27 protein-coding genes are annotated in these 24,692 nt (G+C 71.0%); 19 read left to right on the plus strand and 8 right to left on the minus strand.

What is annotated here, in order from left to right; genetic code table 11:
* Positions 1-10 precede the first annotated feature (10 nt).
* Positions 11-772: an SDR family oxidoreductase gene (locus ACRX5W_RS25295; RefSeq protein WP_436790597.1), complete on the minus strand. Its 762-nt coding sequence runs from the start codon at positions 770-772 to the stop codon at positions 11-13.
* A 390-nt stretch (positions 773-1,162) separates the two neighbouring features.
* On the opposite strand from ACRX5W_RS25295, the gene ACRX5W_RS25300 reads away from it, so the two are divergent.
* From ACRX5W_RS25300 to ACRX5W_RS25320, 5 genes are all read left to right on the plus strand, one after another.
* Positions 1,163-2,449 carry a sensor histidine kinase gene (locus ACRX5W_RS25300; RefSeq protein WP_436790598.1) on the plus strand — a complete coding sequence of 429 codons (1,287 nt, stop codon included), beginning with the start codon at positions 1,163-1,165 and terminating at the stop codon, positions 2,447-2,449.
* Positions 2,413-3,057 carry a response regulator transcription factor gene (locus tag ACRX5W_RS25305; RefSeq protein WP_436790599.1) on the plus strand — a complete coding sequence of 215 codons (645 nt, stop codon included), beginning with the start codon at positions 2,413-2,415 and terminating at the stop codon, positions 3,055-3,057. The genes ACRX5W_RS25300 and ACRX5W_RS25305 overlap by 37 nt, the downstream gene beginning before the upstream one ends.
* A gap of 267 nt (positions 3,058-3,324) precedes the next feature.
* The gene (locus ACRX5W_RS25310; RefSeq protein WP_436790600.1) at positions 3,325-4,749 is read left to right on the plus strand and encodes a sensor histidine kinase; all 1,425 of its coding nucleotides are present in this window, start codon (positions 3,325-3,327) and stop codon (positions 4,747-4,749) included.
* Positions 4,734-5,405, plus strand: coding sequence for a response regulator (locus ACRX5W_RS25315; RefSeq protein ID WP_436790601.1), 672 nt, complete (start codon positions 4,734-4,736; stop codon positions 5,403-5,405). The genes ACRX5W_RS25310 and ACRX5W_RS25315 overlap by 16 nt, the downstream gene beginning before the upstream one ends.
* Positions 5,406-5,497: 92 nt before the next feature.
* Positions 5,498-5,962: an NUDIX domain-containing protein gene (locus tag ACRX5W_RS25320; RefSeq protein ID WP_436790602.1), complete on the plus strand. Its 465-nt coding sequence runs from the start codon at positions 5,498-5,500 to the stop codon at positions 5,960-5,962.
* 63 nt (positions 5,963-6,025) lie between these two features.
* On the opposite strand, the gene ACRX5W_RS25325 is transcribed toward ACRX5W_RS25320, so the two are convergent.
* The 3 genes from ACRX5W_RS25325 to ACRX5W_RS25335 form a co-directional block, all read right to left on the minus strand.
* Positions 6,026-6,922 (minus strand): LysR family transcriptional regulator, encoded by an 897-nt coding sequence (locus ACRX5W_RS25325; RefSeq protein ID WP_436790603.1) that lies wholly within the window; start codon positions 6,920-6,922, stop codon positions 6,026-6,028.
* Between the two features lie 239 nt (positions 6,923-7,161).
* Positions 7,162-8,283: a cystathionine gamma-lyase gene (locus ACRX5W_RS25330; protein ID WP_436790604.1), complete on the minus strand. Its 1,122-nt coding sequence runs from the start codon at positions 8,281-8,283 to the stop codon at positions 7,162-7,164.
* Positions 8,284-8,412: 129 nt separating this feature from the next.
* Positions 8,413-8,787, minus strand: a complete 375-nt coding sequence (locus tag ACRX5W_RS25335; protein WP_436790605.1) for a phage holin family protein — start codon at positions 8,785-8,787, stop codon at positions 8,413-8,415.
* Positions 8,788-8,914: 127 nt separating this feature from the next.
* Between ACRX5W_RS25335 and ACRX5W_RS25340 the strand changes: the two genes are divergently transcribed.
* The 5 genes from ACRX5W_RS25340 to ACRX5W_RS25360 all read left to right on the plus strand — a co-directional run bounded on the left by ACRX5W_RS25340 (position 8,915) and on the right by ACRX5W_RS25360 (position 12,313).
* Positions 8,915-9,232 (plus strand): cupin domain-containing protein, encoded by a 318-nt coding sequence (locus ACRX5W_RS25340; RefSeq protein WP_436790606.1) that lies wholly within the window; start codon positions 8,915-8,917, stop codon positions 9,230-9,232.
* Positions 9,233-9,318: 86 nt separating this feature from the next.
* The gene (gene tenA / locus ACRX5W_RS25345; protein WP_436790607.1) at positions 9,319-9,981 is read left to right on the plus strand and encodes a thiaminase II; all 663 of its coding nucleotides are present in this window, start codon (positions 9,319-9,321) and stop codon (positions 9,979-9,981) included.
* Positions 9,982-10,121: 140 nt separating this feature from the next.
* Complete coding sequence (locus tag ACRX5W_RS25350) at positions 10,122-10,313, plus strand: hypothetical protein (RefSeq protein WP_436790608.1); 192 nt, start codon at positions 10,122-10,124, stop codon at positions 10,311-10,313.
* A 143-nt stretch (positions 10,314-10,456) separates the two neighbouring features.
* Positions 10,457-11,362 carry an NAD-dependent epimerase/dehydratase family protein gene (locus ACRX5W_RS25355; RefSeq protein WP_436790609.1) on the plus strand — a complete coding sequence of 302 codons (906 nt, stop codon included), beginning with the start codon at positions 10,457-10,459 and terminating at the stop codon, positions 11,360-11,362.
* 75 nt (positions 11,363-11,437) lie between these two features.
* Positions 11,438-12,313, plus strand: coding sequence for a 1-aminocyclopropane-1-carboxylate deaminase/D-cysteine desulfhydrase (locus tag ACRX5W_RS25360; RefSeq protein WP_436790610.1), 876 nt, complete (start codon positions 11,438-11,440; stop codon positions 12,311-12,313).
* Here the strand turns inward: ACRX5W_RS25360 and ACRX5W_RS25365 are convergent, their stop codons facing one another.
* Positions 12,314-13,123, minus strand: a complete 810-nt coding sequence (locus tag ACRX5W_RS25365; protein ID WP_436790611.1) for a cyclase family protein — start codon at positions 13,121-13,123, stop codon at positions 12,314-12,316.
* A gap of 332 nt (positions 13,124-13,455) precedes the next feature.
* Between ACRX5W_RS25365 and ACRX5W_RS25370 the strand changes: the two genes are divergently transcribed.
* The gene (locus ACRX5W_RS25370) at positions 13,456-14,271 is read left to right on the plus strand and encodes a DUF1838 family protein (RefSeq protein ID WP_436790612.1); all 816 of its coding nucleotides are present in this window, start codon (positions 13,456-13,458) and stop codon (positions 14,269-14,271) included.
* Between the two features lie 34 nt (positions 14,272-14,305).
* Entirely contained in the window at positions 14,306-15,748 is a 1,443-nt protein-coding gene (locus ACRX5W_RS25375) for a DUF2079 domain-containing protein (protein WP_436790613.1), read from the plus strand.
* A 3-nt stretch (positions 15,749-15,751) separates the two neighbouring features.
* Here the strand turns inward: ACRX5W_RS25375 and ACRX5W_RS25380 are convergent, their stop codons facing one another.
* Together ACRX5W_RS25380 and ACRX5W_RS25385 are read right to left on the minus strand one after the other, a co-directional pair.
* Positions 15,752-16,591 carry a phosphotransferase family protein gene (locus ACRX5W_RS25380; RefSeq protein WP_436790614.1) on the minus strand — a complete coding sequence of 280 codons (840 nt, stop codon included), beginning with the start codon at positions 16,589-16,591 and terminating at the stop codon, positions 15,752-15,754.
* The gene (locus ACRX5W_RS25385; RefSeq protein ID WP_436790615.1) at positions 16,588-16,740 is read right to left on the minus strand and encodes a hypothetical protein; all 153 of its coding nucleotides are present in this window, start codon (positions 16,738-16,740) and stop codon (positions 16,588-16,590) included. Before ACRX5W_RS25385 ends, ACRX5W_RS25380 begins: the two co-directional genes overlap by 4 nt.
* Before the next feature lie 181 nt (positions 16,741-16,921).
* On the opposite strand from ACRX5W_RS25385, the gene ACRX5W_RS25390 reads away from it, so the two are divergent.
* Positions 16,922-17,596: a DUF4291 domain-containing protein gene (locus tag ACRX5W_RS25390; RefSeq protein ID WP_436790616.1), complete on the plus strand. Its 675-nt coding sequence runs from the start codon at positions 16,922-16,924 to the stop codon at positions 17,594-17,596.
* Here the strand turns inward: ACRX5W_RS25390 and ACRX5W_RS25395 are convergent.
* A complete protein-coding gene (locus ACRX5W_RS25395) occupies positions 17,560-18,300 on the minus strand; it encodes a hypothetical protein (protein WP_436790617.1) in 741 nt (246 codons plus the stop codon). The genes ACRX5W_RS25390 and ACRX5W_RS25395 overlap by 37 nt on opposite strands.
* Before the next feature lie 196 nt (positions 18,301-18,496).
* Here ACRX5W_RS25395 and ACRX5W_RS25400 point away from each other — a divergent pair, with 196 nt between their 5' ends.
* The 6 genes from ACRX5W_RS25400 to ACRX5W_RS25425 all read left to right on the plus strand — a co-directional run bounded on the left by ACRX5W_RS25400 (position 18,497) and on the right by ACRX5W_RS25425 (position 24,645).
* Positions 18,497-19,678: an acyl-CoA dehydrogenase family protein gene (locus ACRX5W_RS25400; protein WP_436790618.1), complete on the plus strand. Its 1,182-nt coding sequence runs from the start codon at positions 18,497-18,499 to the stop codon at positions 19,676-19,678.
* On the plus strand, positions 19,675-20,682 hold the full coding sequence (locus ACRX5W_RS25405; protein ID WP_436790619.1) for a bifunctional MaoC family dehydratase N-terminal/OB-fold nucleic acid binding domain-containing protein: 1,008 nt from the start codon (positions 19,675-19,677) through the stop codon (positions 20,680-20,682). The genes ACRX5W_RS25400 and ACRX5W_RS25405 overlap by 4 nt, the downstream gene beginning before the upstream one ends.
* A gap of 3 nt (positions 20,683-20,685) precedes the next feature.
* Positions 20,686-21,825, plus strand: a complete 1,140-nt coding sequence (locus ACRX5W_RS25410) for an acyl-CoA dehydrogenase family protein (protein ID WP_436790620.1) — start codon at positions 20,686-20,688, stop codon at positions 21,823-21,825.
* A complete protein-coding gene (locus tag ACRX5W_RS25415; protein ID WP_436790621.1) occupies positions 21,822-22,247 on the plus strand; it encodes a MaoC family dehydratase in 426 nt (141 codons plus the stop codon). Before ACRX5W_RS25410 ends, ACRX5W_RS25415 begins: the two co-directional genes overlap by 4 nt.
* Positions 22,244-23,425, plus strand: coding sequence for a lipid-transfer protein (locus ACRX5W_RS25420; RefSeq protein WP_436790622.1), 1,182 nt, complete (start codon positions 22,244-22,246; stop codon positions 23,423-23,425). Before ACRX5W_RS25415 ends, ACRX5W_RS25420 begins: the two co-directional genes overlap by 4 nt.
* Positions 23,426-23,625: 200 nt before the next feature.
* Entirely contained in the window at positions 23,626-24,645 is a 1,020-nt protein-coding gene (locus ACRX5W_RS25425; protein ID WP_436790623.1) for a glycoside hydrolase domain-containing protein, read from the plus strand.
* Positions 24,646-24,692 lie beyond the last annotated feature (47 nt).

Here is a 24,692-nt window from a genome sequence, read left to right on the forward strand (position 1 = left end):
CGCGTGCGGGTCAGCGGGCGGTGAAGCCGCCGTCGACGGCCAGTGCGGCGCCCGTGACAAAGGTGGACTCGTCGCCGAGCAGGTAGGCGACGAACGACGCGATCTCGGCGGGAGCCGCGATGCGGTTGACCGGGTGCAGCGAGGCGATGTGCGCGACCGCTTCCGGGGTGGTGCCCATCGTCGTCCGGAACAACGGCGTGTCGACTCCCCCGGTGGCGATCGCGTTGATGCGGACTCCCTGCTCGGCCACCTCCAGCGCGGCGGCGCGGGTGAGTCCGACGATGCCGTGCTTGGCCGCGACGTAGGGCGCGACCTCCGGCATGCCGACGACGCCGAGGTTGGAGGCGTTGTTGACGATCGAACCGCCGCCGGTCGCGACGATCGCGGGGATCTCGTATTTGAGGGACAGGTAGACGCTGGTGAGGTTGTGCGCGATCTCGGCGTCCCACGCGGGGGTTTCGACGCGCGGCACCGCCCCGTACGCGTTGACCCCGCCGGCGTTGTTGAACGCGCCGTCCAGGCGCCCGAATTCGGCGACCGCGGCGGAGACGAGGGCGGCCACGTCGGATTCCACGGTCACGTCGGTCGGGACGAAGATCGCCTGGCCGCCGCCGGCCCGCAGGTCGGCCGCGAGTTCTTCGCCGACGTCCTTGCGGCGTGCGCCGACAACGACCGTGGCACCTTCCGCGGACAGCCGTTCGGCGACCGCACGGCCGATGCCCGAGGTGCCGCCGGTGACGATGAAGACCTTGGAGTGGAGCTGTGACGGCATGGCTGTGCCTTTCGATGTTCTTCCGAAGGTGGGTGTCGGTTGCGGGGACGGCCGGGCCCCGAGTGATCACTCCGTCAGCCTCGGGCACGCGCGCACCCCGCGCTGGCGGTTATCGGACGTCGCGTGACCAGCGGAAATCGGACGCGGCATGGCCGCCCAGCGAGTGCGCGACTGCGGGGAGGCGGTGACGGTGCGTAGGCTGCGCTCGGCCGTGTGTCGGTGCCGCCTGGACGGGTCCGGCGTTCGTATCCGGTCGAAGGTGGGCCCAGACCCACCACGGTTCGGGGTGCGGGGCCAGTGCCCGGCGTTCGCCCGGTCGGCAGACTCCTGGGTGTAGGAGAGACCGCTGGTCAGGGCGTACGGCTAAGGCCGGCGACGCGAGGAGGAGCCATGAGTGTGAAGGTCGGCGCCGGCTTCCGGCGCGGGGGAGCGGACGCGCTGCGCGGGCTTGCGCTCGTCCCCCCGATGGTCGCCGGGCTGGTGCTGTTCTGCCTGACGGTGACGTTCCTTCCGCTGATGATCATCGGCATCGGCGTGCTGGTGCTGCCGATGCTGGTCGCGGGCACGCGGGCGCTGGCGGATGTGGCGCGGCGGCGCGCGGAGAAGTGGAGCGGCGTGCCGATCGCGCGGCCGTACCGCCCTCGGCCGGAATTCGACTCGGGGATCGCCGGTCTGGTGCAGCGCTGCCGCTGGCTTCTGCGTGACCCCGCGACGTGGCGCGATCTGCTGTGGCTGATCGGCGACTGGATCGTGGGGCTGTTTCTGGCCATCCTGCCGCTGGCGTTCATCGCGGAGGGCGTACTGGGGCTGATCCAGCCGTTCCTGTGGGACACGCTGGTCAACTCGGGCGACCCCAACTGGTACACGTTCTTGAAGGTGGACAGCGAAGCCCGCGCGCTCCTCGCGGTGCCGCTGGGCCTGGTGTACATCTTCATCGGGTTCGCGATCGCACCCTCGATCCTCAAGGCGCATGCCGTGTGGACGCGTTCGCTGCTCGCACCGACGCGGGCCGCGATGGAGCTGCGCGTGCGCCACCTGACCGACACCCGCAGCGACGCCGTCGACGCCTCGGCCGCCGAGCTGCGGCGCATCGAGCGCGACCTGCACGACGGCGCGCAGGCGCGACTGGTCGCGATGGGCATGAACCTGGGTGCCGCCGAGGCCATGTTGGAGTCGAACCCGGAGGCCGCGCGGGCGCTGCTGAGCGAGACGCGCGAGGCGTCGGCCAAGGCGCTCAACGAGTTGCGCGACCTGGTCCGGGGCATTCATCCGCCGGTGCTCGCCGACCGCGGTCTCGGTGACGCGGTGCGCGCGCTGGCGCTGGAGAGTCCGCTCGACGTCGAGGTGACGGTCGAGGTGCCGGGGCGACTCGAGGCGCCGGTGGAGTCGGCGGCGTACTTCGCGGTGAGCGAGGTGCTGACGAACGTCGCGAAGCACGCGGGTGCCCGGCACGTGTGGATCGACCTGCGGCACCGGGCGGGCCGACTGCGCATCGAGGTGACCGACGACGGCCGCGGCGGGGCGGCGCTGAACAAGGGCACGGGTCTGCGCGGCATCGAGCGCCGGCTCGGTACATTCGACGGGACTCTCGCCCTGGACAGTCCGCGGGGCGGCCCGACGACGGTCACGATGGAGCTGCCGTGCGTGTTGTCCTCGCCGAAGATCTCGCCCTCCTGAGGGACGGATTGGTGCGGCTTCTGGAAGCACACGGCTTCGAGATCGTCGCGGCGGTGGACAACGGGCCCGAGTTGCTGCGGGCGCTGACCGAGAAGAATCCCGAGGTGGCGGTGGTCGATGTACGGCTCCCGCCCACGTTCACCGACGAGGGCCTCCAGGCGGCACTGGAGGCCCGTCGTCGTGTTCCGGGCCTGCCGGTGCTCGTGCTGTCGCAGTACGTCGAGCAGCTCTACGCCCGGGAGCTGCTGGCCGACGGCTCGGGCGGTGTCGGCTATCTGCTCAAGGACCGGGTGTTCGACACGGCCCAGTTCGTCGAGGCGGTCCGCCGGGTCGCGGCCGGAGGCACGGCGATGGACCCGGAGGTGATCGCGAAGCTGCTGACGCGCAACTCCGAGACGGTGCCGCTGGGCCGGTTGACGCCGCGTGAGCGCGAGGTGCTGGAACTCATGGCCGAAGGGCGCTCCAACGCGGCCATCGCGAAGAAGCTGTTCGTGTCGGAGGGGGCGGTCAGCAAGCACACGACGAGCATCTTCGGGAAGCTCGGTATCGTCGCGTCGGATGACGACAACCGGCGGGTGCTCGCGGTGTTGGCCTATCTGGGGGCGTGAGCCGGGTCGCACCCTCATCCTGCGGTACGAGGCTGCGATACTCCGTTCGGAGTACGCTGGGGAGCCGCCTTCCGCGATGGACGTGTGATCCCGTCGTACACCGGGCGTAACTTTCCCGACCGTGACACTTTCGCTTTGTTCCGGTCTGTTCACCTGCCTACCGTCGAGACCACCCGTCCGTGTGCCGTCGCGACCTTGGCGATCGCGACCGCGTACTCGCCGGGCCTGCCCGCGGCCGGGCGACGCGACGGACCTCATGGAGATGTGATGCAGCAGCAGGACGGCCCCGCGGGTTCGGCCGTGCAGGGCCGTCCCGCATCCGCCGCCGACGTCGACGTGTCACGCCGGGACGCTGCGCGCACGGGGGCGGCCGGGAGCACGGATGCGGCCGGGCCGATGCCGACGAGCACCCTGGCGCCGCCGTCGCCCGGCGACCGGCTGCCGCAGTGGTTGCGCGTCCTGCGCGGACACCCGTGGGTCTCGGATGTGCTGGTCACCGCGGTCACCATCTGCATCGTGATCGGCGGGGCACTCGCGCACCCCGACGACAGGGACGTCGTCGGGCACCCCGACGCTCTCAACATCACCGTCGCGGTGCTGACGTGCCTCCCGCTGCTCGTGCGCCGCCGCCATCCGCTGCTCGTCCTCGGGCTGACCACGGTCGGCCAGTTCGTCTACCTCGCCGCAGACGGGCGCGACGGCTCGATCCTCACCCCGACGCTGGTCGCGATGTACACCGTGGCCTCCCGCAGCTTCCTGAAGCGGTCGTTCGCGATCGCCTCGGCGGTCGCGGTCGCGCACACGCTGATCCGGCTGACTGTGCTCGGCTCGTCGTTCCTCAAGCCGGAGAACTACCTCGGCGTGGTGTGGCTTTACCTGCCGGTAGCGATCGGTGAGGCGGTACGCGCCAAACGCGCTTACTGGGCCGAGGTCCAGGCCCGGCTGGCACGCGCCGACCGCGAGCGCGAGGAGGAGGCGCGGCGCCGGGTCACCGCCGAGCGCATGCGGATCGCGCGTGAGTTGCACGACGTCGTCGCGCACAGCATCGCGATGATCAACATCCAGGCGGGCGTGGCCGCGCACGTCATCGAGCAGGACACCGGGCAGGCCAAGCAGGCACTCGTGCATATCAAGGACGCGAGCCGGGACGCCCTGGCCGAGTTGCGCACAACGCTGGGCGTGCTGCGGCAGGACGGCGACAGCGACACCCCGACCGAGCCGACGCCCGGTGCCGACGGCATCGGCTCGCTGGTCGCCTCGTACCGGAAGGCCGGCCTGCCGGTGCTGCTGGACGTGTCGGGCGGGCAGCGCACGCTGCCGGCGCCGGTGGGTCTCGCGCTGTACCGGATCGTGCAGGAGTCGCTGACCAACGCGGTCAAGCATGCCGGGCCCGACGCGAAGGCCGAGGTGCGCATCCGCTACCTGGCGGACGCCGTCGAGGTGGCGGTGACCGACGACGGCGTGGGCGCCGCCGAGGACCAGGTCACGGACGGCGACGGCACCGGGCACGGCCTGCTCGGGATGCGCGAGCGGGCGACCGCGGTGGGCGGTACGCTCCGCGTCGGCCCGCGCGACCAGGGCCCCGGGTTCGCCGTCCGGGCGGTCCTGCCGACCGAGAGTCCGTCGATCGCGTCGAGCGGGGCGGCGGCACAGCGCAAGTCGACGGAGGGCAACAGATGGTGCGGGTACTGATCGCGGACGACCAGTCGCTGGTTCGTGCGGGTTTCAAGGTGCTCATCAGCTCGGATCCCGAGCTGGAGGTGGTCGGCGAGGCCGCCAACGGCGCCGAGGCTGTGACCCTGGCCCGCGAGACGCGCGCAGACGTCGTGCTGATGGACATCCGCATGCCGGAGATGGACGGCCTGGAGGCGACGCGCCGGATCGTCGGCGACGAGGACCTGGCCGGGGTCAAAGTGCTGGTGCTGACGACGTTCGAGGTCGACGACTACGTTTTCGAGGCGCTGCGGGCGGGCGCGAGCGGATTCCTGGTCAAGGACACCGAGCCGACGGATCTGCTGCGCGCGATCAAGACCGTCGCGGCCGGCGAGTCGCTGCTGTCGCCCGGTGCGACCCGCGCCCTGGTCGGGCGCTTCCTCGCCCAGCCCGAGCCGAAGATCGCCGCCCCGGACCGGTTGACCGCACTGACCGACCGCGAGCGGGAGGTGCTGGCACTGGTCGCCTCCGGCATGAGCAACGACGAGATCGCCGAGCATTTGTTCGTGTCGCCGCTGACCGCGAAGACGCACGTGAGCCGGGCGATGGTGAAGCTGGGGGCGCGCGACCGGGCGCAGCTCGTGGTGATCGCGTACGAGTCGGGGGTCGTGCGTCCGGGGCCGCAGGCGGGCTGAGCCCTGCGTCGGCAGGCATGAACCGGGCCGCCGGTCGGAATGATCCGTTCAGGTTCTGCACTTGCACCGACCTGAACGGCTTGGGAGCGCACATGCGGGAAGTGGTCAAACGGACGGCCCGTGCGATTCTGCTCGACGACGAAGACCGGCTGATCCTGATCAAGCGTACGAAGCCCGGCCGCACGCCGTATTGGATCACCCCGGGCGGTGGTGTCGAACCCGGCGACACCACCGTTGCCGAAGGGCTGCGGCGCGAGGTCTTGGAGGAGCTGGGCGCCAAACTCGCCCGCAGCGTCCCGGCGTTCGTCGACACCGTGCCGGAGCCGGGCGGCGGCGTGAAGGTGCAGCATTTCTTCGCGTGCCGCCTGGAGTCGATCGACCCGGCGTTGCGCCACGGCCCTGAGGTGGACGAGCCCAACGGCGCGTACGAGGTGGTCCGGGTGCCCTTCACCCCCGAAGGGCTCGCCACGGTGGATGTGGTGCCCGCGACGCTCGCGGCGTACCTGACCGCGAACGTCGAGGGGGTGCTGTCGCTGCTGGCCGGCGACCTCGCCTGACTGATTTCGCCTGGCCGGCCTCGCTTGGCCGGCCCCGCGTTGCCGCCGTGCCCGGCGGCGCGGTCACCAGTCGGCGGCCTCGGCGACCAGTCTGGCGTGCAGCCGGGCGAGGTGCGGGCGGCTGAGCTCGCCGACGCGGACCGCGAGGAACAGCGTGGTCAGCGGCGGCACGTCGGGGTCGAGGAGCAGGACCACCGAACCGTCGGCGAGCGCTTCCGCGCACAGGTAGCGCGGCAGCACCGCGATGCCCGCGCCCGCGCGGACGCAGTCGAGGACGGCCCGCAGGTCGGGTACGACGAGCCCTGCCGAAGTGGTCGGTTTGGCGTCGAACACGGCCGCCCAGTAGCGCTCGACGAGTGCCTGCTCTTCGCTGTCGCAGATGAGCGGCGCGCCTTCGAGGACCGTCGGGCCGCGCGTCGCTATCCGTTCGCGGGGCAGCAGCTCGGCCCAGTGCGGCGCGCCGACCAGGACGTAGTCCTCGTCGGCCAACGCGGTCGCGGTGACGCCGCGACCGCGCGGACGGACGTCGGAGACGACGATGTCGTGGCGTGCCGCGGCGAGGCCGCTCAGCAGTTCCTCGCTCGGGCCCAGGGTGACGCGCAGGCGCAGGCCGCGGCGTACCAGGTCGGCCAGCGCGGGCAGGACGCGCCGCCCGGTGATCTCCGGAGGGCCGGCCAGGTGCACGGTGTGGTGCAGCGGGTCGGTGCCCAGCACGTCCCGCGCGGTTATCTCCTCCAGCGCGTCGAGGTGCGGGGCGAGTTTGGCGGCGAGCTCGTCGGCGACGGTGGTGGGGGTGACGCCGCGTGACAGCCGTTGGAAGAGCTGGCGGCCGACCTGCTTCTCCAGGCTTCGGATCTGTGCGGTGATCGCGGGCTGCGAGATGTCGAGCAGATGTGCGGCCCGGGTGAAGGATCCCGCCCGATGGACCGCGAGAAAAGTGCGCAGCAGCGACAGATCCACAGACCCCCCTTGCGTCGGACCCCGCGCTCCGACCCACCGTCCGACCCCACCCGCGCCACCGCGCGCAGCCTTGTCGCGCGCACGTGCCGGGAACGCTCCGCCCGGCCCTGCCTGGGCCCCGCGGCAGTGTCATCCTTGACCCGCGCGGGGTGGCGAACAAGTGGTTGTGAAACGGATCCTGCGGGATTGACCGGAAACCGCCGAGGGTTGACGTGATCTTGTAAGGCTCCGCTGGAGCGTCAGTGCGCGTCGTCGGTGAGTGCTGCGTCCAGGGCCTGTACGACGTCGGCGAGCAGGTCCTCGGGGTCCTCGCAGCCGACCGAGAAGCGGATGAAGCCGGGAGCGACGGCGTCCCCGGGCCAGCGCCCGCGTCGTTCGGCGATGCTGTGCGTGCCGCCGAAACTCGTCGCCTCCGCGACCAGGCGCAATGCGCGCAGGAAGCGGTCCGCGGTGGCCGCGTCGGGAAGGGTGAAGCCCACGACGCAGCCGTGGCGGCGCATCTGGCGGGCCGCCACAGGATAGGCGGGATCCTCGGGGAGGGCGGGGTGGCGGACGCCGGTCACTTCCGCGCGGCTCTGCAACAGCCGGGCCACGGCGACGGCGTTCTCCGCCTGCCGCGCGAGGCGCAGGTGCAGCGTGGCGAGGGAGCGGTGGGCGAGCCAGGCCTCCATCGGGCCCGGGACGCCGCCGGTGAGGGTGCGCCACGCGCGGACGCGGTCGGCGACCGCCGGATCGGCGCATGCGACATACCCCAGCAGGATGTCGCTGTGCCCGGTCAGTGCCTTGGTGCCGCTCGCCACCGACAAGTCGGCGCCGAGGGCGAGCGGGCGCTGCCCGAGCGGCGTGGCGAGGGTGTTGTCGACCGCGACCAAGGCACCTTCGGCGTGTGCGAGCTCGGACAGGCGGGCGATGTCGCACACGTCCAGGCCCGGATTGGACGGCGTTTCCAGCCAGAGCAGGTTCGCCCCCGCGAGCACGTCGGCCTGGGCGTCGGCCGCAGTGGGGGCCCGGCGTACCGTGGCGCCGCGCGCGGCCAGGTGGTCGCCGAGGGTGCGGGTGGCCGGGTACCCGTCGGACGGCAGGACGACGGTGTCGCCGGGGGCGGTGAGGCCGAGCAGGACGGCGGAGATGGCGGCCATGCCGGAGGCGAACGTCACCACCTCGGCGGCGTCCTCCAGTTCCCCGAGCGCCCGTTCCAGGGCGACCCATGTCGGGTTGGCGAAGCGCCCGTATTGGAAGGGCCCGGAAGGCTCGCCGGACAAGTGGTACGTGCTCGCGAAGACCGGGCCCGCGGTGAAGGGCCCGCCGGGGCTGACCTCCGCACGTCCGGCATGGACCGCTCGTGTCCCGTCTGATGTCACTCGGCTGCTCGCTCGGTTCTCGCTGGGGTTTCTCGTTCGGGTCGCCTCCCGCCTGTTCGCCGGCGGGGTGGATGCGTGCTCGGTGACACGCGCCGCCCGTGTTTCACGTGAAACAGCGACGGGCGACGCTCAGTCACGGTCCAGTATCAGCGTCAGGAACCAGCTCACCAGCGACACACAGAACGCACCGAGCAGAGCAGGGAAGAACCCGTCGACGTGGAAACCGAGATCGGCCTCGTCGGACACCCATGACGTCAGCCACAGCATGAGCGCGTTGATTACGAACGTGATCAGACCCAGCGTCAGGATGAACAAGGGCAAGGCGAACAGCTTGACGAGCGGCTTGATGAACACGTTGATCGCACCGAATATCAGCGCGACCAGCACGACCGTGACGGCCTTGTCGCCGTTCGAGTCACCGGTGATGTTCACGCCGTCGACGACCGCGGCGGTGATGGCGATGGCCGCCGCGTTCGCGAGCAGCTTGATGAGAAGGCTCTTCATAGACACATCGTTTCAGGTGCGGACGCCTGCCGGGAGGCGCCCGCTGAAGCGTGGCCGCGCGGTGACGTATCTTCGTGTGCGCATCGGGCCGGGAGGGACCGGGCGGGCTCAAGAGGAGTGGCACAGCGTGAAGGCGTTCCGACTCGACGACCTGGACGGCGAACGCGCCCGCGAACGCGGCGCCTATTTGCGTTTCCTGAACGAGCGTCACTTCTCGATGGGCCTGTACGCGCTCGAACCCGGGGAACTCGACACCCAGAAGCCCCACGGGCAGGACGAGGTCTACGTCGTCATCAGCGGGCGGGCCAGTCTCACCGTCGGTGAGGAGGTGACCGACATCGCGCGCGGCAGCGTCGTCTTCGTACCCGCACACGTCGAGCACCGCTTCCACCGCATCACCGAGCCCCTGCGCGTCCTGGTGTTCTTCTCCCCGCCCGAGGCCTGACACCGGAGCGTCGGCGGGGTGGTACCGGGGCTTGGCTAAGGTGACCCCGGTGGTGACGGCGGAACGAGGCGGGGAAGGGACGGCACGTGGCGTTCAGCGATGAACTGTGGTCCAAGATCGAGGGCATCTACGCCGACATCCTGGCCCACCCGTTCGTGCTCGGCCTCACCGACGGCTCGCTGCCGGCCGAGGCGTTCCGGCACTACGTCGTGCAGGACTCGCACTACCTGCGCGACTACGCGCGGGCGCTCGCGGTCTGTGCCGCGAAGGCGCCGGACGAGAACGCGGTCCGGCAGTTCGCCGCCGACGCGGCCGGTGCGATCGCCGCCGAGCAGGCCATGCACGCGGACTTCCTGGCCGCGTACGGCAGTTCGGCCGAGCAGGCGGCCGGTGAGCCCGTGCTGCCCACCACGCGCGCCTACAGCAGCTACCTGCTGGCCACCACCTACGGCGGCTCCTTCGCCGAAGGGCTCGGCGCCGTGCTGCCGTGTTACTGGATCTACGCGCGCGTCGGCGAGGCCCTGCTGGAGAAGTCGTCGCCGGACCCGCTCTACGCCCGCTGGATCGCCACGTACGGCGACGAGGCCTTCCAGTCGACCGTGCGCGCGGTCCTGGACCTCACCGACCGCGTCGGCGCGGACTTGTCACCGACCGAACGCGCCAAGGTGACAGCGCACTTCGTCACCACGTCGCGGTACGAGTGGATGTTCTGGGACGCGGCCTGGCGCCGCGAGGCGTGGCCCGTCTGAGCAGCGCGCTCCGGAGCGCCCGTGCGCCGGACGCACTTCGGTGCGCCCCCTCGGGGAACCGCGGGGACGTGTGGCGTCGTCGGTTACGGGCAGATGGCAAAACGTTCGTCAATCGTCCACGACAACGCTTGGGGGATGCCATGGGTGCCGTACCCGCCTGGTTGCGCATCGGCGCACCGGTCGTCGTTCTCCTGGTCATCGCCGCGCTCCTGGTGTGGATCATCGGGGCGTTCCTCGGCTTCATCGTCAAGCTGCTCGTCGGTGCGGCCTTCGTGATCGGCATCGCCGCCCTCGTGGCCGGCGCCAACGCGCGCGACAGGGTGCCCCGGTAACGCGTACGAACTCCCTTGCCAAAGGGAGAAATCCGCAACTCGTACGCCGTTACGCGGATTCGATGGATCTCCCTTGCCGGACGGATCCCGTGTCCCGGCCGCCACGGTTCGTGTCACCGCGCCGCAGGCCCCACCCTTGGTGCATGACAACGACCAGAAACGTCCTCCTCGCAGGCGCGAGCGGCGTCCTCGGACGCCATGTCACCGCCGCCCTGACCGGCGCCGGATACACCGTCGTCGGCCTCGGCCGAAGCCCCGGCGCCGACGTCACCGCGGACCTGATGGACCGCGACCAACTCCTGCGCGCCGTCGACGGGTTGGAGGTCGACACGGTCGTCCACGCGGCCACCGCCCTGCGCCGCGCCCCGATGCGCGACCGCGACATGTTCGCCACCGACGACCTGCGCGGCATCGCCACCGCCCACCTGGTCGAGGCCGCACGAGCGCTCGGCGCCCGGCGCGTCATCGCCGAGTCCATGGTCTTCGGCTACGGCTACGGCGACTTCGGCGACCGCGTCCTGACCGAGTCCGACGAGTTCGCCCCGCGCGGCAAGGGCGTCGTCGAGCGCCACCTGTCCGCCCTGCGCGTCAAGGAGGAACTCATCCTGGGCGCCGCCGACTTCGAGGGCATCGCGCTGCGCTTCGGCCTCCTGTACGGCGAAGGCGGCACCGACGCGGTCATCGACCTGCTGCGCTCCCGAAGGCTGCCCCTCGTCCACGACCACGGCCGCGTCCTGCCCTGGCTCAACCTCGCCGACGGGGGCGAGGCCGTGGCCCGCGCGGTGGAGGCCGGCGTACCGGGCCAGGCCTACAACATCGCCGACGACGCCCCGCTGGGCTTCGGCGCCTACCTCACGTCCGTCGCCGAGACCTTCGACATCCCCAAGCCGGCGCCCATGCCCACCTGGATGCTCCGCCCGATGACCTACGCGCACCGCATGCTCACCACCAACATGCGAGTCTCCACCGCCAAGGCGAAAGCCGATCTGGGCTGGACCCCGCGCTACCCCACCGTCCAGGACGGCCTGGACGCGCTGGCGCTCGTGTAGCCGTACCGCCGAGCTTGTCCGGGGCGGACGAGGGCGCGGCACCGGCAGGCGGACACTGGGGGTGTGGATTTCGGTGTGGACGGCGGCGAGGTGGTGTCCGCTTCGCCCTTGGTCGAGGTGGTGGACGAGCGCTTCGCGTCGCGCGGGGTGCGGTTGTGGGTGAAGCGGGATGACCTGATCCACCCGGAGTTGCCCGGGAACAAGTACCGGAAGTTGAAGTACAACCTCGTCGAGGCGGCGGCCGGGGAATATCGGACGCTGCTGACATTCGGCGGGGCTTATTCGAATCATCTTCGCGCGGTGGCTGCCGCGGGGGCGCTTTTCGGGTTCGCGACTGTCGGGGTGGTACGGGGGGACGAGCTTGCGTCGCGTCCGTTGAACGAGTCGTTGGCGTTCGCCCGGGAGCGGGGGATGCGATTCGTGTTTGTCGACCGGGCGACGTATCGGCGGCGTGCCGAGGCGGAGTTCGTCGACGAACTGCGGCGGGAACACGGCCGGTTTTTTCTGATACCGGAGGGAGGGAGCAACGCCAACGCCGTGCGGGGCTGCGCCGAGCTGCCGGCGGAGCTGGATGTGCCGTATGACGTCGTCGCGGTCGCGTGTGGGACGGGCGGGACGCTGGCGGGGATCGCGGCCGGGCTGCCGGAAGGCCGGGCGGCGTTGGGGTTCGCGGTGTTGAAGGGGGATTTTCTGGGGGACGAGGTGGCGCGGCTCCAGCGGCTTGCTTATGGGGAGGTACGCGGGGTTTGGCGCGTCGAGAATGCGTACCATTGCGGTGGCTATGCCCGGGTGACCGCTGAACTGCGGGAATTCACCGACGACTTCGAGCGGCGGCACGGCATATCCGCGGATCGGATATACGTCGGCAAGATGCTGTACGGGCTCACCGCGATGGTCGAGGCAGGCGAATTCCGGCGCGGTACCGGAATCGTCGCGGTCAAGACCGGCTGATCACGCCGGAATGATCGCGAGTGGCCGGACCGGGGCTCCGGTCGCGCCGACGATCGGCAGCGGGGCCAGGATCAGGAGGCATTCGCCGCGCCCGCTGTCCAGGAGTTCGTGCAGGCGCATGGTTTCGACGATGTTGATGCCCGCGTCCACCAGCAGGATCCGGTGCACCGGGTACGTCGCCTGCCCGAGCCCCGGGCCCATGCGTTCGAAGGCGATCGTTTCGCCGCCGACCACGCGCACACGACGCGACGCGAGCCAGTGCGCGGCGTCGGGGCCCGGTCCGGGGACGCCGTCGCGGAGACCGGTGTACAGGTCGTACTGGTTCCACAGCCGCGACCATCCGGTGCCGATCAGGACGGCCTCGCCGGGGCGCACGTCGGATCCTGCGAGGCCTTCCGCGCGGGACAGGTCGTCGGCGGTGATCTCGTAGCCGGCCGGCAGCACGTCGACGCCGTACAGCCGGGGAACGTCGAGCACGACCGCGCGCCCGACGTAGGGGGTGAAGGTCTCGATGCCGAGGGCGGTCAGGCCCCGGGGGCCCTGGATGCCGGAGGCGGCGACGCCGCCGTGCACGAGGCCGTCGTGGGAGATGTGGCCGAGCGCGTCGACGTGGGTGCCGATGTGCCCGCTCGTGACGATCACCTCGCCGGCCGCCGAACCGCCGTCGCTGCGGACGTAGTCCCCGTGCCGGCGTTCGAGTACCAGCCGGAACGGCGGGTGGTTCGCCGACTGCGGCATGCCCGTGCGCATCGGTTGGGCGAGGTCGAGGACGCGTGACTGGGCGAGCCGGTAACCGTCGATGTACGCCATGCGTTCCTCCGCGTGTCAACGGCCGACCCCGGAACGAACCGGGACCGCTGCCCGGCGGTTGCGCCGTACCGGGGCGGTGTCGCCGAAGTTGTACACCATCCGCAGGGTGTTGTGGTGGATCCGGTGCGTGATCGGGACGTCGGCGACCGGTCCGTTACGCCGCCCGTACCGCGCCCGAATCCGTCGGGTTTTGTGGGTGTACGCCCATTGTTTCCGTGCCGGACGTGTTGCGGAAACGGGCGAAAAGGCGGAACCGAGGAGCCGCGACGACGGGCGGCTAGGCTTCGGTGGCCACACCGAACGCACACGGACAGCCCAACCACGGAGGCCCGGTGTCCCACGCGAGCGAGCCCGTCGAGTCGTTCTCGCCTCCTGATCTCGCCGACCCCGCGGACAACCTGCGGTCGTTCGTGCGCATGCGGGCGAGCCTGGCCCCGGAGGACACCGTCGTGTGGTGGACGGGCCGGGTGCACGCCCAGGCGCCGGGCGAGAACTACCGCTCACTGTTCCGTTTCGAGGGCTTCAACGTCGGGCGGATCATCGCCGCCGAGGGCGGTTACCGCATGCTCGCCCGCGAGGCGGCGTTCTACCAGGACCCGGACACCGGCTCGATCCTGGAAGACTGGAAAAACCCGGTGACCGGCGAGACCTGCGGCGTCATGCACGTGTGGAACGACCCGGTGAACATGGACTTCCTGCTCGACGGCCCGCGCGGTCCGTGGCGCGCGCCGGTGACGGAGGCGGCCGGCGACGTCATGTGGGCGCAGGACATCCTGCTGGCCTACCCGTCGCCGCTGCCCGTCGCGGATTACCCGGACAACTCGGCGGACGACGTCTACCGCGCCGCCGAGCTCTTCCAGTTCTTCTGCCGCCGCACCGACCTCGACCGTGCGGACCTGGCGTCGGTGCCGTGCCGTTTCTCGTGGACGCGCCTGTCGCCGTGGCTGCCGTGGATGCGCATGGGCAGCCGGCCCGGCGGCCTGGTGTTCCACTGCCACGGCGTCAAGCTGGGCGCGTACGCCGACCTGCCCGAACACCTGCGCTCGTACGTCACGGCCCACGGCCCGGAGTTCGCCCGCGCACCCGAGGAGTGGTCCGCGCCCAACGCCACGAGCTGGACGCAGTTCCGCGACCGCCACCCGGAATAAACCGGACAAAAGCCACCGGTGTGAAAGAGAAATCGTGCAGCAGTCGCAGGTCGGAACGGCCCGTCTTCCCCGTCAGCGGGCCCGCCGCATCGTCATCCGACCGCCTCGCCGCGTCGTCGCGCAGCCGATCCCGTACCTGCTGTCGGTCGTCTTCTTCGGCGTCTACGCGCTGATCTCGCTGCTGCGTTACCGCAAGGTCGAGAACCCGTCGTGGGACCTGGCCATCTTCGAGCAGGCGGTCAAGGGATACGCGCACTTGGGCGCGCCGATCGTCGACGTGCGCGCGCCGGGCATGAACCAGCTCGGCGACCACTTCAGCCCGATCCTGGCGGTGCTCGCGCCGGTCTACCGGGTCTTCCCGTCCGCGGTGACGCTGCTTCTCGCGCAGGCGCTGCTCTTCGCCGTTTCCGTCCTGCCGGTCACGCGCGTCGCCACGCGGGCGCTCGGCGAGGCACGAGGGCTCGCGGTCGGCGCCGCGTACGGCCTGTCGTGGGGTGTCCAGCGCGCTGTCGAATTCGACTTCCACGAGATCGCGTTCGCGGTGCCGCTGATCGCGTACACGATGGAGAAGCTGCAACTCGGGCGCCGGCGTGCGGCCGTGCTGTGGTGCCTGCCGTTGCTGCTGGTCAAGGAGGACCTCGCGCTCACCGTCGGCGCGGTCGGTCTGTTTCTGCTCATCCGACGCCAGTGGTGGCTCGGCGCGGCGGTGATCGTCGTCAGTGCCGCGACGATGGCGCTCACGGTGTACGTCGTGATCCCGGCCTTGAACCCGAACGGCGTCTACGAGCAGGGCAAAAGCGCGGGCGGCGGCTCGTTGTTCGGCATCTTCGGCGGCTTCCCGAAGGACTTGGTCTGGCCGTTCGTCAAGGTGCAGACGCTGCTGTGGGTGTTCGGCGTGGTCGGTTTCCTCGCGCTCCGTTCGCCGCTCGCGGTCGTCGCGGCGCCGACGCTCGTGTGGCGCCTGCTGTCCGACACCCCCAACCACTGGGGGCAGGACTGGCACTACAACGCGGTGCTCATGCCGATCGTCTTCATCGCCCTGGTCGACGGGATCGAACGCGCGCGCCAGTCGCCGTCGCCGTGGCAGCGCAAGTACGCCCGCGAGCTGCCGGCGGCCGTCGCCGGGATGGCGTTCGCGTTGTGCGCGATCCTGCCCGCGTCGCGCCTGATCGACCCGAACGAGTACCGCACGCCGCCGCGTCTGGACGCCGCGAACGCCGCGGTCGCGCAGGTGGCGAAGGGCTCGACGGTCGAGACGGACCTCGGCCTGATCTCGCAACTCCCTTCCCGCGCCCGGGTGTTCTGGATCGGCTCGACCGGCGGCGTGATCCCGGACTACGTCGCGGTCGAGCAGCCCAAGTTGTGGGACGAGGACGCGCGCGACCGGCTGGTCGAAGAGGCGGCCGAGCGCCACAAGGGCGCACGGTACGAGGTGGTCTACGCCGACAAGTTCGTGATCCTCAAGCGGACGGGTTGACGTTCACCCGTCCCGCGGCACGCTGCCCAGCGCGACCAGGCGCGCCGCGCAGCACCGGGCGACGTCCGGTGCCTCCAGCGACTCCCAGGCCCGGAGGTTCGCGGTGACCAGCGCGTCGATCTGCGCGGCCGTCACGCGGCGCCAGCACGGCACCTGACGCGCCCAGGCCTCCGCCTCGTCGGCGGTGTGCCCGTGCTCCATCAGCAGCAGCGCCGCCTGCGCGACGTCCACCCACGCGGGGCCGCGCGCCGCGGTGGCCCAGTCGACGACGTACGCGCGACCGCCTCCGGACAGCAGGTTGTGCGGGTTGAGGTCGGTGTGCAGCAGGCTGTCTCCGTCGAGCAGTGCGAGGGCGCCCGCGTCGAGGCAGTCGGCCCAGCGGTCCGCGACGCGGTCGAGCGGTAACGCGCGTGCGGGCGTTCCGAGGCTGCCGAGGGTGCACAGCGCCTCGGCGACGCGCGGGAGGTCGGGGGAGCCGGGCGACAGGTCGACGTGGACGGCGTCGACGTACTCGAACAGCAGCACGTCCCATTCGCACGTGCTGACGTGGCCGACGAGGCGCGGCGACAGGGCGGTGACATACGGCGCGACCGCGGCCTCGACCCGCTGCTGCGCGACGGCGGGGTGCTCGCCGCGCACGCCCTTGGCGAAAAAGCACCCGCGTACGGTCCCGAGCGCCGCGGCCAGGTCGCAACTGAACCCGGCCCAGACCGTCGCGGACTGGTCGACGGCCCCGACGGTCTCCTCGACCTGCTCGCGTACTGCCGGGTCCAGCTCGTCCCACGCGACGCGCGGGGCGGTGTGGAAGCCCGGTGGCGGTGGCGGCGGGATACGGATGGTCACGTCTTGCCCGAAGACCGGTGGTTGTCGTCGTCCTTGTCGGACGGTGGCGGCGGTGCGGGACGCAGCGGCCCCATGGTCGTGCCGCAGCGGCGGCAGCGCTTCTTGCCGCTCCAGTCGACCCAGTCGTGCGGCGGACACGGATCTGACACAGCGTGGCCACCCCTTGGTCTGTTGACGGCTCGTTCAAACGTCATGTTCCGGACAATCACATCCGGAAAAACGAGCATGGCGCGCTCCGGGGGCGCGGGGCAAGGGCGTGCGCGTCGGCGTTCCCTCGTACGGGTAAATGCGTGGAACGTGTGTGCGAGGCGTCGGCACACTGGCCCGGACATGAGACATGCGAACCAAAATGCGGCAGAGACGCCCAGGCGTCGGATCCGCGCCGTGTACACCGCGGAAACGATCACGGTCTACCAGGCGTACAAGCCGCAGATCGCCATCGCCACCGCCCGTGACGGTCGTTTTCCGGCCACGTGGAGCCGCGAGCGGATGACGTGGATCAAGCCGAGCTTCCTGTGGATGATGTACCGCTGCGGGTGGGCGACCAAGAAGCTCCAAGAGCACGTGCTCGCCTTGGAGATCACCCGGGAAGGGTTCGAGTCGGCGCTCGCCGGCGCGTGCCTGAGCCACCACGACCCGGACGTCTACCCCGACCGCGCGGCCTGGGGGCGCCGCTTGCACGCCACTTCGGTCCGGATCCAGTGGGACCCCGAGCGGGACCTTGGTCTGCGGCCTCTGCCCCACCGGTCGCTTCAGCTGGGTCTCGCCGGCTGGGCGACGCGTGCGTACGCCGACCAGTGGCTGGTTTCGGTCCGCGACGTGACAGAACTCGCCCATGAGATTCACGGCTTGGTGCGGGCAGGCGACCTCGGAGCGGCGACGGAGCTGCTGCCGAAGGAGCGGCCGTACGACCTTGCCGACGAGCTTGCGGCGGTCATCGGCGCGACGCCGAACGACGACCGGGCTGCTCAGTCGCCTTCGCCGCGGGGGAATTCCGGCGGCTGACGCGGCGGGGGCGGTGTGCGGCGGCGGAGTCGGTCGGCCAACGGGACAAGGCCGGCGCACAGTGCGAGGACCGTGAAGGCGAGGCAGACCCAGGCGCCCGCGCCGACTTCGAAGGAGCCGCCGGGTATCTGGCCGAGGACGTCGCCGCCGATCTTGCTCAGCGTCGAGGTCGTCACGATGACCACTATGAGTGCGGCGAACGCGGGGACCGCCGCGAGCGGCAGCAGTGCCGGGCGGCGGGTGACCAGGGTGTAGCCGGCGGTGGTGACGACGGCGAGGAGAAGGATCACCAGGAGGATCGGCGCGGCGGGAAGGATGTCACGGTTGAAGCCGTTTTCGGTGGCTTCGCTGCCCCGAACCCTGGCGATGGACCAGGCCGGGAACATCATCGCGATGGCGAGGATCCCGCAGGCCATCGTCGTGAGCGCGGGCCAGTCCGCGGCCAGGTCGAACGCGGGTTCACCCGACGTTCGCGCGGTGGGCGGGACGCGGGGAGGGGCCGCGGGCCTCGGCGGATAGGGCGGGCGCGGTGGAATCCGGGTGACCGGCGGTGCGGCGTCCGGCGGATTTTCCGGCGGCGGAGTGTCGGGCGGTGGGGTATCCGGCGGCCGTGGGGGCCGCTCGGGCCGGGGCGGCGGTGAGGGAGGGCCCGGTGCCGCGGACTTTCCGGAGTCCGGCGGCTCGTCAGGCCGATCGGTATCCATACGAACCACGCTAGGCCGGGCGGTGAGGCCGCGCAGTACGGGCCGACGAGGCCGCCGCGCGGTCCGGGGCCGGGCCCGCCACCGCGCGGACGCGGGCTCGCCGTGCCCCGGAACCCCGCCAGATGCTTGATATTGACAAGCTCTTTCGTTTGGGAGAAATTCGACTCTGCCAAGGACCTGCGAAGGAGCCGACGACGTGCATCTCGCCCCGACACCCGCGCAGGACGCCCTGCGCGCCGAGCTCCGCGCGTACTTCTCCCGCCTGATCACCCCGGACGTCCGGGCCGCCCTGGACGCCGAGGGCGAGATGGGCGGTGAGACCACCCGGCGAGTCCGGCGGCAGATGGGGGCGGACGGCTGGCTCGGCATCGGCTGGCCGGTCGAGTACGGCGGCCGGGGCAAGGGCCCGGAGATGCAGTTCATCTTCTTCGACGAGGCGTACCGCGCCGGCGCGCCCGTCTCGATGGTGACGCTCAACACCGTCGGCCCGACGCTGATCAAATACGGCAGCGAGGAACAGAAGAAGTACTTCCTCCCCAAGATCGTCTCCGGCGAGATCATCTTCGCGATCGGCTACAGCGAGCCGTCCGCCGGAACCGACCTCGCGTCGCTGCGCACCAAGGCGGTCCGCGAGGGCGACGACTGGGTGATCAACGGCCAGAAGATCTTCACCAGCACCGCGCAGAGCGCCGACTGGATCTGGCTGGCGTGCCGTACCGACCCCGAGGCGCCCAAGCACCGCGGCATCTCGATCATCCTGGTGCCGACCACCGACCCCGGCTTCTCGTGGACGTCGATCGTGACGGTCGGCGGCCAGGCGACGACGGCGACGTACTACGACAACGTCCGCGTGCCGTACGCCAACGTCGTCCACGGCGAGCACCGCGGCTGGAGCCTCATCACCAACCAGCTCAACCACGAGCGCGTCGCGCTGGCCGCGCTCGGCATGCAGGCGGAGGACTTCTTCGCGGAGGTCCTGGCGTGGGCGCGGGCCACGACGACGGAGGACGGAGTCCGTGTCGTCGACCAGCCGTGGGTGCAGCTCAAGTTGGCCGAGACGTACGCGCGCCTGTCCGCCGTGCGGTTGTTCGGCTGGCGGCTCGTGCACGACGTCGGCGACAACAGCCTCAACGCCGGGGACGCCTCGGGGGTGAAGTTCTTCGGCACCGAGGGCGCGATCGAGGTGTACCGCAACCTGATGGAGATCGTCGGCCCGGACGCTCTGCTGCGGCCCGGTGCGCCGGGGGCGTTCAGCGGCGGGCGGCTGGAGGCGATGAACCGCCGCGCGCAGATCAACACCTTCGGCGGCGGCGTCAGCGAGGTCCAGCGCGAGATCGTCGCCATGGTGCGGCTCGGGATGACGAAGGTGGCGCGTTGACGGACACGCAGGAGACCGAAGGCGTACAGGACACCGAGGCCAAATCGGCGTTCCTCGCCAGGCTCAGGGCATTCGAAGGCCGGCACGCCGAGTCCGGCAGGGTCGCGCTCGACCCCGTCAACGCGCCGATGATCCGGCACTGGGCCGAGGCCATGGGCGACACCAACCCGGTCTACACCGACGCCGCGTTCGCCGAGACCACGCACTTCGGCGGGATCGTCGCCCCCGCGACGATGCTCCAGGTATGGACGATGCGCGGCCTCCAGACCGGAGCCGGCCCCCCGGACAGCCCGGTGACAAAGCTGTACGACCTGATCGTCGAGGCGGGCTTCGGCTCGGTCGTCGCCACCAACTGCGAGCAGGAGTACACGCGTCCGCTACGGCTCGGCGAGGTCGTCGAATACGACCAGCTCATCGAGTCGGTTTCGGAGGAGAAGACCACCGGCCTCGGCGTGGGCCACTTCGTCACGACGCTGACGAACCTTTACGTCCGCCCCGAAGCACCGGGAGAGGGACGGGAGTTGATCGGCACCCACCGCTTCCGCATCCTTCGCTTCCGGCCGCACCCGAGGCCCCCGAGGGAACCGGCGCGCAAGCCGCGCCCGCGCCGCGTCGTCAACCGCGACAACCAGCCGTTCTGGGACGGCGTCGACGCGGACCAGCTGCTGATCCAGCGCTGCACGCGGTGCGGCACGCTGCGGCTGCCGTTCGGCCCCGGCTGCAACGCCTGCGCGTCGCTGGAATGGGACACGGTCGAGGCGGCCGGCGGCGGCACCGTCTACTCGCACGTCACGATGCACTACCCGAAGTTCCCGGCCTTCGACATGCCGTACTGCGTCGCCCTCGTCGAACTCGACGAAGGCGTACGCACTTTGTGCAACATCGTCGGTGTCCCCCACGACGCCGTGCACATCGGCATGCGCGTCGCGCTCGAATTCGTCCGCCACGACGCCGAGTTGAAGGTACCCGCCTTCCGGCCCACCGAGCCGTCGCGAGAGGCCTGAGCCATGGACTTCCGCCCCACCGAGGACCAGCGGGCACTCGTCGGGCTCGCCGGGGACGTCTTCGGCACCCTGAGTACCCACGAGCGCCTGAAGCAACTGCGCGACTTGGGCGAGGAGTTCGACCAGGAGCTGTGGGCCGCGACCGCCGCGGCCGGACTCTTGGGCGCGATCGTGGACGAGAAGCACGACGGCGGCGCCCTCGGCATGGTCGGCCTCGCGTTGCTGCTGGAGCAACAGGGCCGCCACACCGCGCAGATACCGCTCCTCGACACGCTGGTGTACGGCGTCCTGCCCCTGCTCCGCTTCGCCTCCGAATCCGACATCGACGCCTCGTTGCCCGCGCTGCTCGACGGCACGCGCATCGTCGCCGGCGCCCTCGCCGAGACGGGCGCCGGCCTGCCCGGCACCCCGAAGGCGACCGCGCGACCGGACGGCGACGGATACCTCCTCGACGGCGCGAAACGCGCGGTGCCCTGGGCGCGGGTCGCCCACCGACTCCTCGTCACCGCGAGCCTCGACGGCCGCACCGCGGTGTTCCTCGTCGACACGGGAGCGGACGGCGTCACCATCGAGGCCGCACCGACCACCGCGCCCTGGGCGTCCGGAAACGTGCTGCTCACCGGAGCCCGCGCCCGGGCGCTCGGCGACGTCGCACGCGGCCCCGAGACCGCGGCCTGGATCGCGGACCGCGCCCGCGTCGCCCTCGCCGCGCTCCAGGTGGGCGTGTGCGCGCAGGCGCTCGCCAGGACCGTCGAACACGTCACCACACGCGAGCAGTTCGGCAAGCCGCTCGCCGCCCGGCAGGGCGTCATGATGCGGGCCGCCGAGGCGTACATGGACACCGAGGCGATCCGCGTCACCACCTGGGAGGCGGCATGGCGCATGGACCAGGGTGAGGCCGCCGCCGAACAGGCGCTGGTCGCCCGCTGGTGGGCGTCGGAGGCCGGCAAGCGCGCCGTCCACGCGTGCCAGCACCTGCACGGCGGCACCGGCGCCGACATCGACCACCCGGTCCACCGGCACTTCCTGTGGGGTCGTCAGATCGACGTCACCCTGGGCAGCGGCATGCAGCAACTCGCGGCGCTCGGAGCGCTGTTGGCACAGGACACCGGATCGACGACGGCCCAGGGGGCAGGCGCATGACGAATCCGAGAAGCCTCACGTACGACGAGGTCGACGTCGGCGACGAGCTTCCCGAGCTGGTCATCCCGCTCACCCGGACCCTCATCACCGCGACCGCCATCGCCACCCGCGACTACCAGGACGTCCACCACGACCCGGGCCTCGCGGAGGCCAAGGGGGCACCGGACATCTTCATGAACATCCTGACGACCAACGGCCTCGTCGGCCGCCTGGTCACCGACTGGGCCGGCCCGGAGACCGAACTGCGCAAGGTGTCGATCCGCCTCGGCGCGCCCAACCACCCCGGCGACACCATGACGCTGACCGGACGCGTCACCGCCAAGGCCGACGGCCTGGTCGAGGTCGCCGTCGTCGGCGCCAACCGCCTCGGCAACCACGTGACGGGAACCGTCACCGCAGCGCTTCCGGGAGGCCTCCGGTGAGCCTCGGGCACGCGGACTCCCTGAAGGGCAGGACCGCCATCGCGGGCATCGGGGCGACCGAGTTCTCCAAGGACTCCGGCCGCAGCGAGCTGCGCCTCGCCGTCGAGGCGGTGGGCGCCGCACTCGACGACGCGGGCATCGCGCCGTCCGAGGTCGACGGCATGGTGACCTTCACGATGGACCACAACCCGGAGATCACCGTCGCGCAGGCCGCCGGCATCGGCGACCTGACGTTTTTCAGCCGCGTGCACTACGGCGGCGGCGCGGCGTGCGGCACGGTCACCCACGCGGCCATGGCGGTCGCGACCGGCCTCGCCGACGTCGTGGTCTGCTACCGCGCGTTCAACGAGCGTTCCGGACGCCGCTTCGGCTCCGGCGTGCTGGAGCGCGAACCGAGTGCCGAGGGCGTCGCGCTCGGCTGGAACATGCCGTACGGCCTGCTCACCCCGGCCTCGTGGGTGGCCATGTTCGCGCAGCGCTACCTGCACGTGTACGGCGCGACCACCGAGGCCTTCGGCCACGTCGCGATCGCCGACCGCGCGCACGCCGCGAACAACCCGGCCGCGTACTTCCACGGCAAGCCGATCACGATGGAGGACCACCAGACCTCGCGCCCGATCGTCGAACCCCTGCGCCTGCTCGACTGCTGCCAGGAGACCGACGGCGGCCAGGCGCTTGTCGTCGTGAGCGCGGAACGCGCCAAGGACCTGCGGCACACGCCCGCGATCGTCAACGCGGCGGCGCAGGGCGCGGGCCGCAACCAGGAGATGATGACGAGCTTCTACCGCGACGACATGACCGGACTCCCGGAGATGCAGGTCGTCGCGAGGCAGCTGTGGCAGACCTCCGGCCTGACCCCCGACGACATCCAGACGGCCGTGCTGTACGACCACTTCACGCCGTTCGTGCTCATGCAGTTGGAGGAGTTCGGCTTCTGCGGGCGCGGCGAGGCACCCGGCTTCGTCGCGGACGACAACCTGCGCCTCGGCGGCAAGCTGCCGACGAACACGCACGGCGGGCAGCTCGGCGAGGCGTACTTGCACGGCATGAACGGCATCGCCGAGGCGGTACGGCAGATCCGCGGCACGTCGGTCAACCAGGTCGACGACGTGCACAACGTCCTTGTGACGGCGGGCACGGGTGTGCCGACGTCGGGGTTGGTGCTCGGGCGCGCGTGAGCCGGGCGGACCCGTGGCCGACCTGTGACGGTTCCGTGGCGGTTCCACGGCGTGTCCGATCGGTTTCGGAAGCGCCGAACCGGTGCGCCGGACGCGTGAATCTCCCGCGCGTCAGCGGGCTGTTATAAGGATTTATCCCTTTTTCTCCGCAGCGTGGGCGGGTCCGTGTTCGGATCCGTGACGGAGAAGGGAAGACGGCCGTGCGCCGTATCCACCGGGCCGGTTCGGCCGTTCTGCTGAGTCTCGCTTTCACAGTGCTCCTCGTCCCCTCGGCCGGCTCCCCGCTCGTGGACGTGCGCAGCATCGACGCCCGTCCTGTCGCGGTCGACGCCGGGATCCCCGAGGCGCGGCCCGCCGAGTTGCTGCGGGCGAAGGTGCCTCCGGTCGATGTGCTGGCCGCCGCCAAGGCCTCGGAGGACAGGGCGCCGAAATCCGAAGCCGCTGAGGCCGACTCCGGCGCCCCCGCCGAGGCGCGGCCCGGCGACCCCCGCGCCATCGAGGCCGCGCCGACGCGGGCCGTCCTCCGGGTCGTCGACGGAGCGGCGTTCGACACGTGCGAGGCGCCGGAGGTCGAGACGATGCAGGCGTGGCTGGCGTCGCCGTACGAGGCCGTCGGCATCTACGTCGGCGGCAGCAACCGCGGCTGCGCCAACAAGGGTCTGACCCGCGAATGGGTGAGCCAAGTACACGCCCAGGGCTGGGAGTTCATGCCCATCTACGTAGGGGCGCAGGCAACCTGCACGGTCGCGAACAAGTCGCTGCGCATCGACCCGGCGCGCGTCGCCGAGATGGCGCTGTGGGAGGCGGACGACGCCGTCGCGCGGGCGGCCGAGCTGGGCTTCAAGCGGGGCAGCGCGATCTACTTCGACATGGAGGAGTACGACAACACCGACACGGAATGCAGCCGCGACGTGCTCGACTTCGTGTCCGTGTGGAGCGAGCGGGTGCGCCACCACGGCTTCACGCCGGGCTACTACAGCAGCCTCTCCTCCGGCATCTCCGACCTCGTCAAGGCCGCCGGAACCCGGCCGCTGCCCGACGCGGTCTGGTACGCCCGCTGGGACGAGATCGCGGTCACCAGCGGCGACGGGGCCCTGCCGGACGGCCTGTGGCCCGGCCGCCGTATCAAGCAGCACGCGGGCAACGTGTCGGAGACGTACGAGGGCGTCACGATCAAGATCGACCGCAATGCGATCAACGCGCCGGTGGGCGTTCTCTGACCGGTTCGCGAGCCGCGTCCGAGGGGGGGCGCCACGTCGGCGACGTG

Source organism: Yinghuangia sp. YIM S10712 (assembly GCF_051388935.1).
Taxonomy (GTDB): Bacteria; Actinomycetota; Actinomycetes; order Streptomycetales; family Streptomycetaceae; genus Yinghuangia.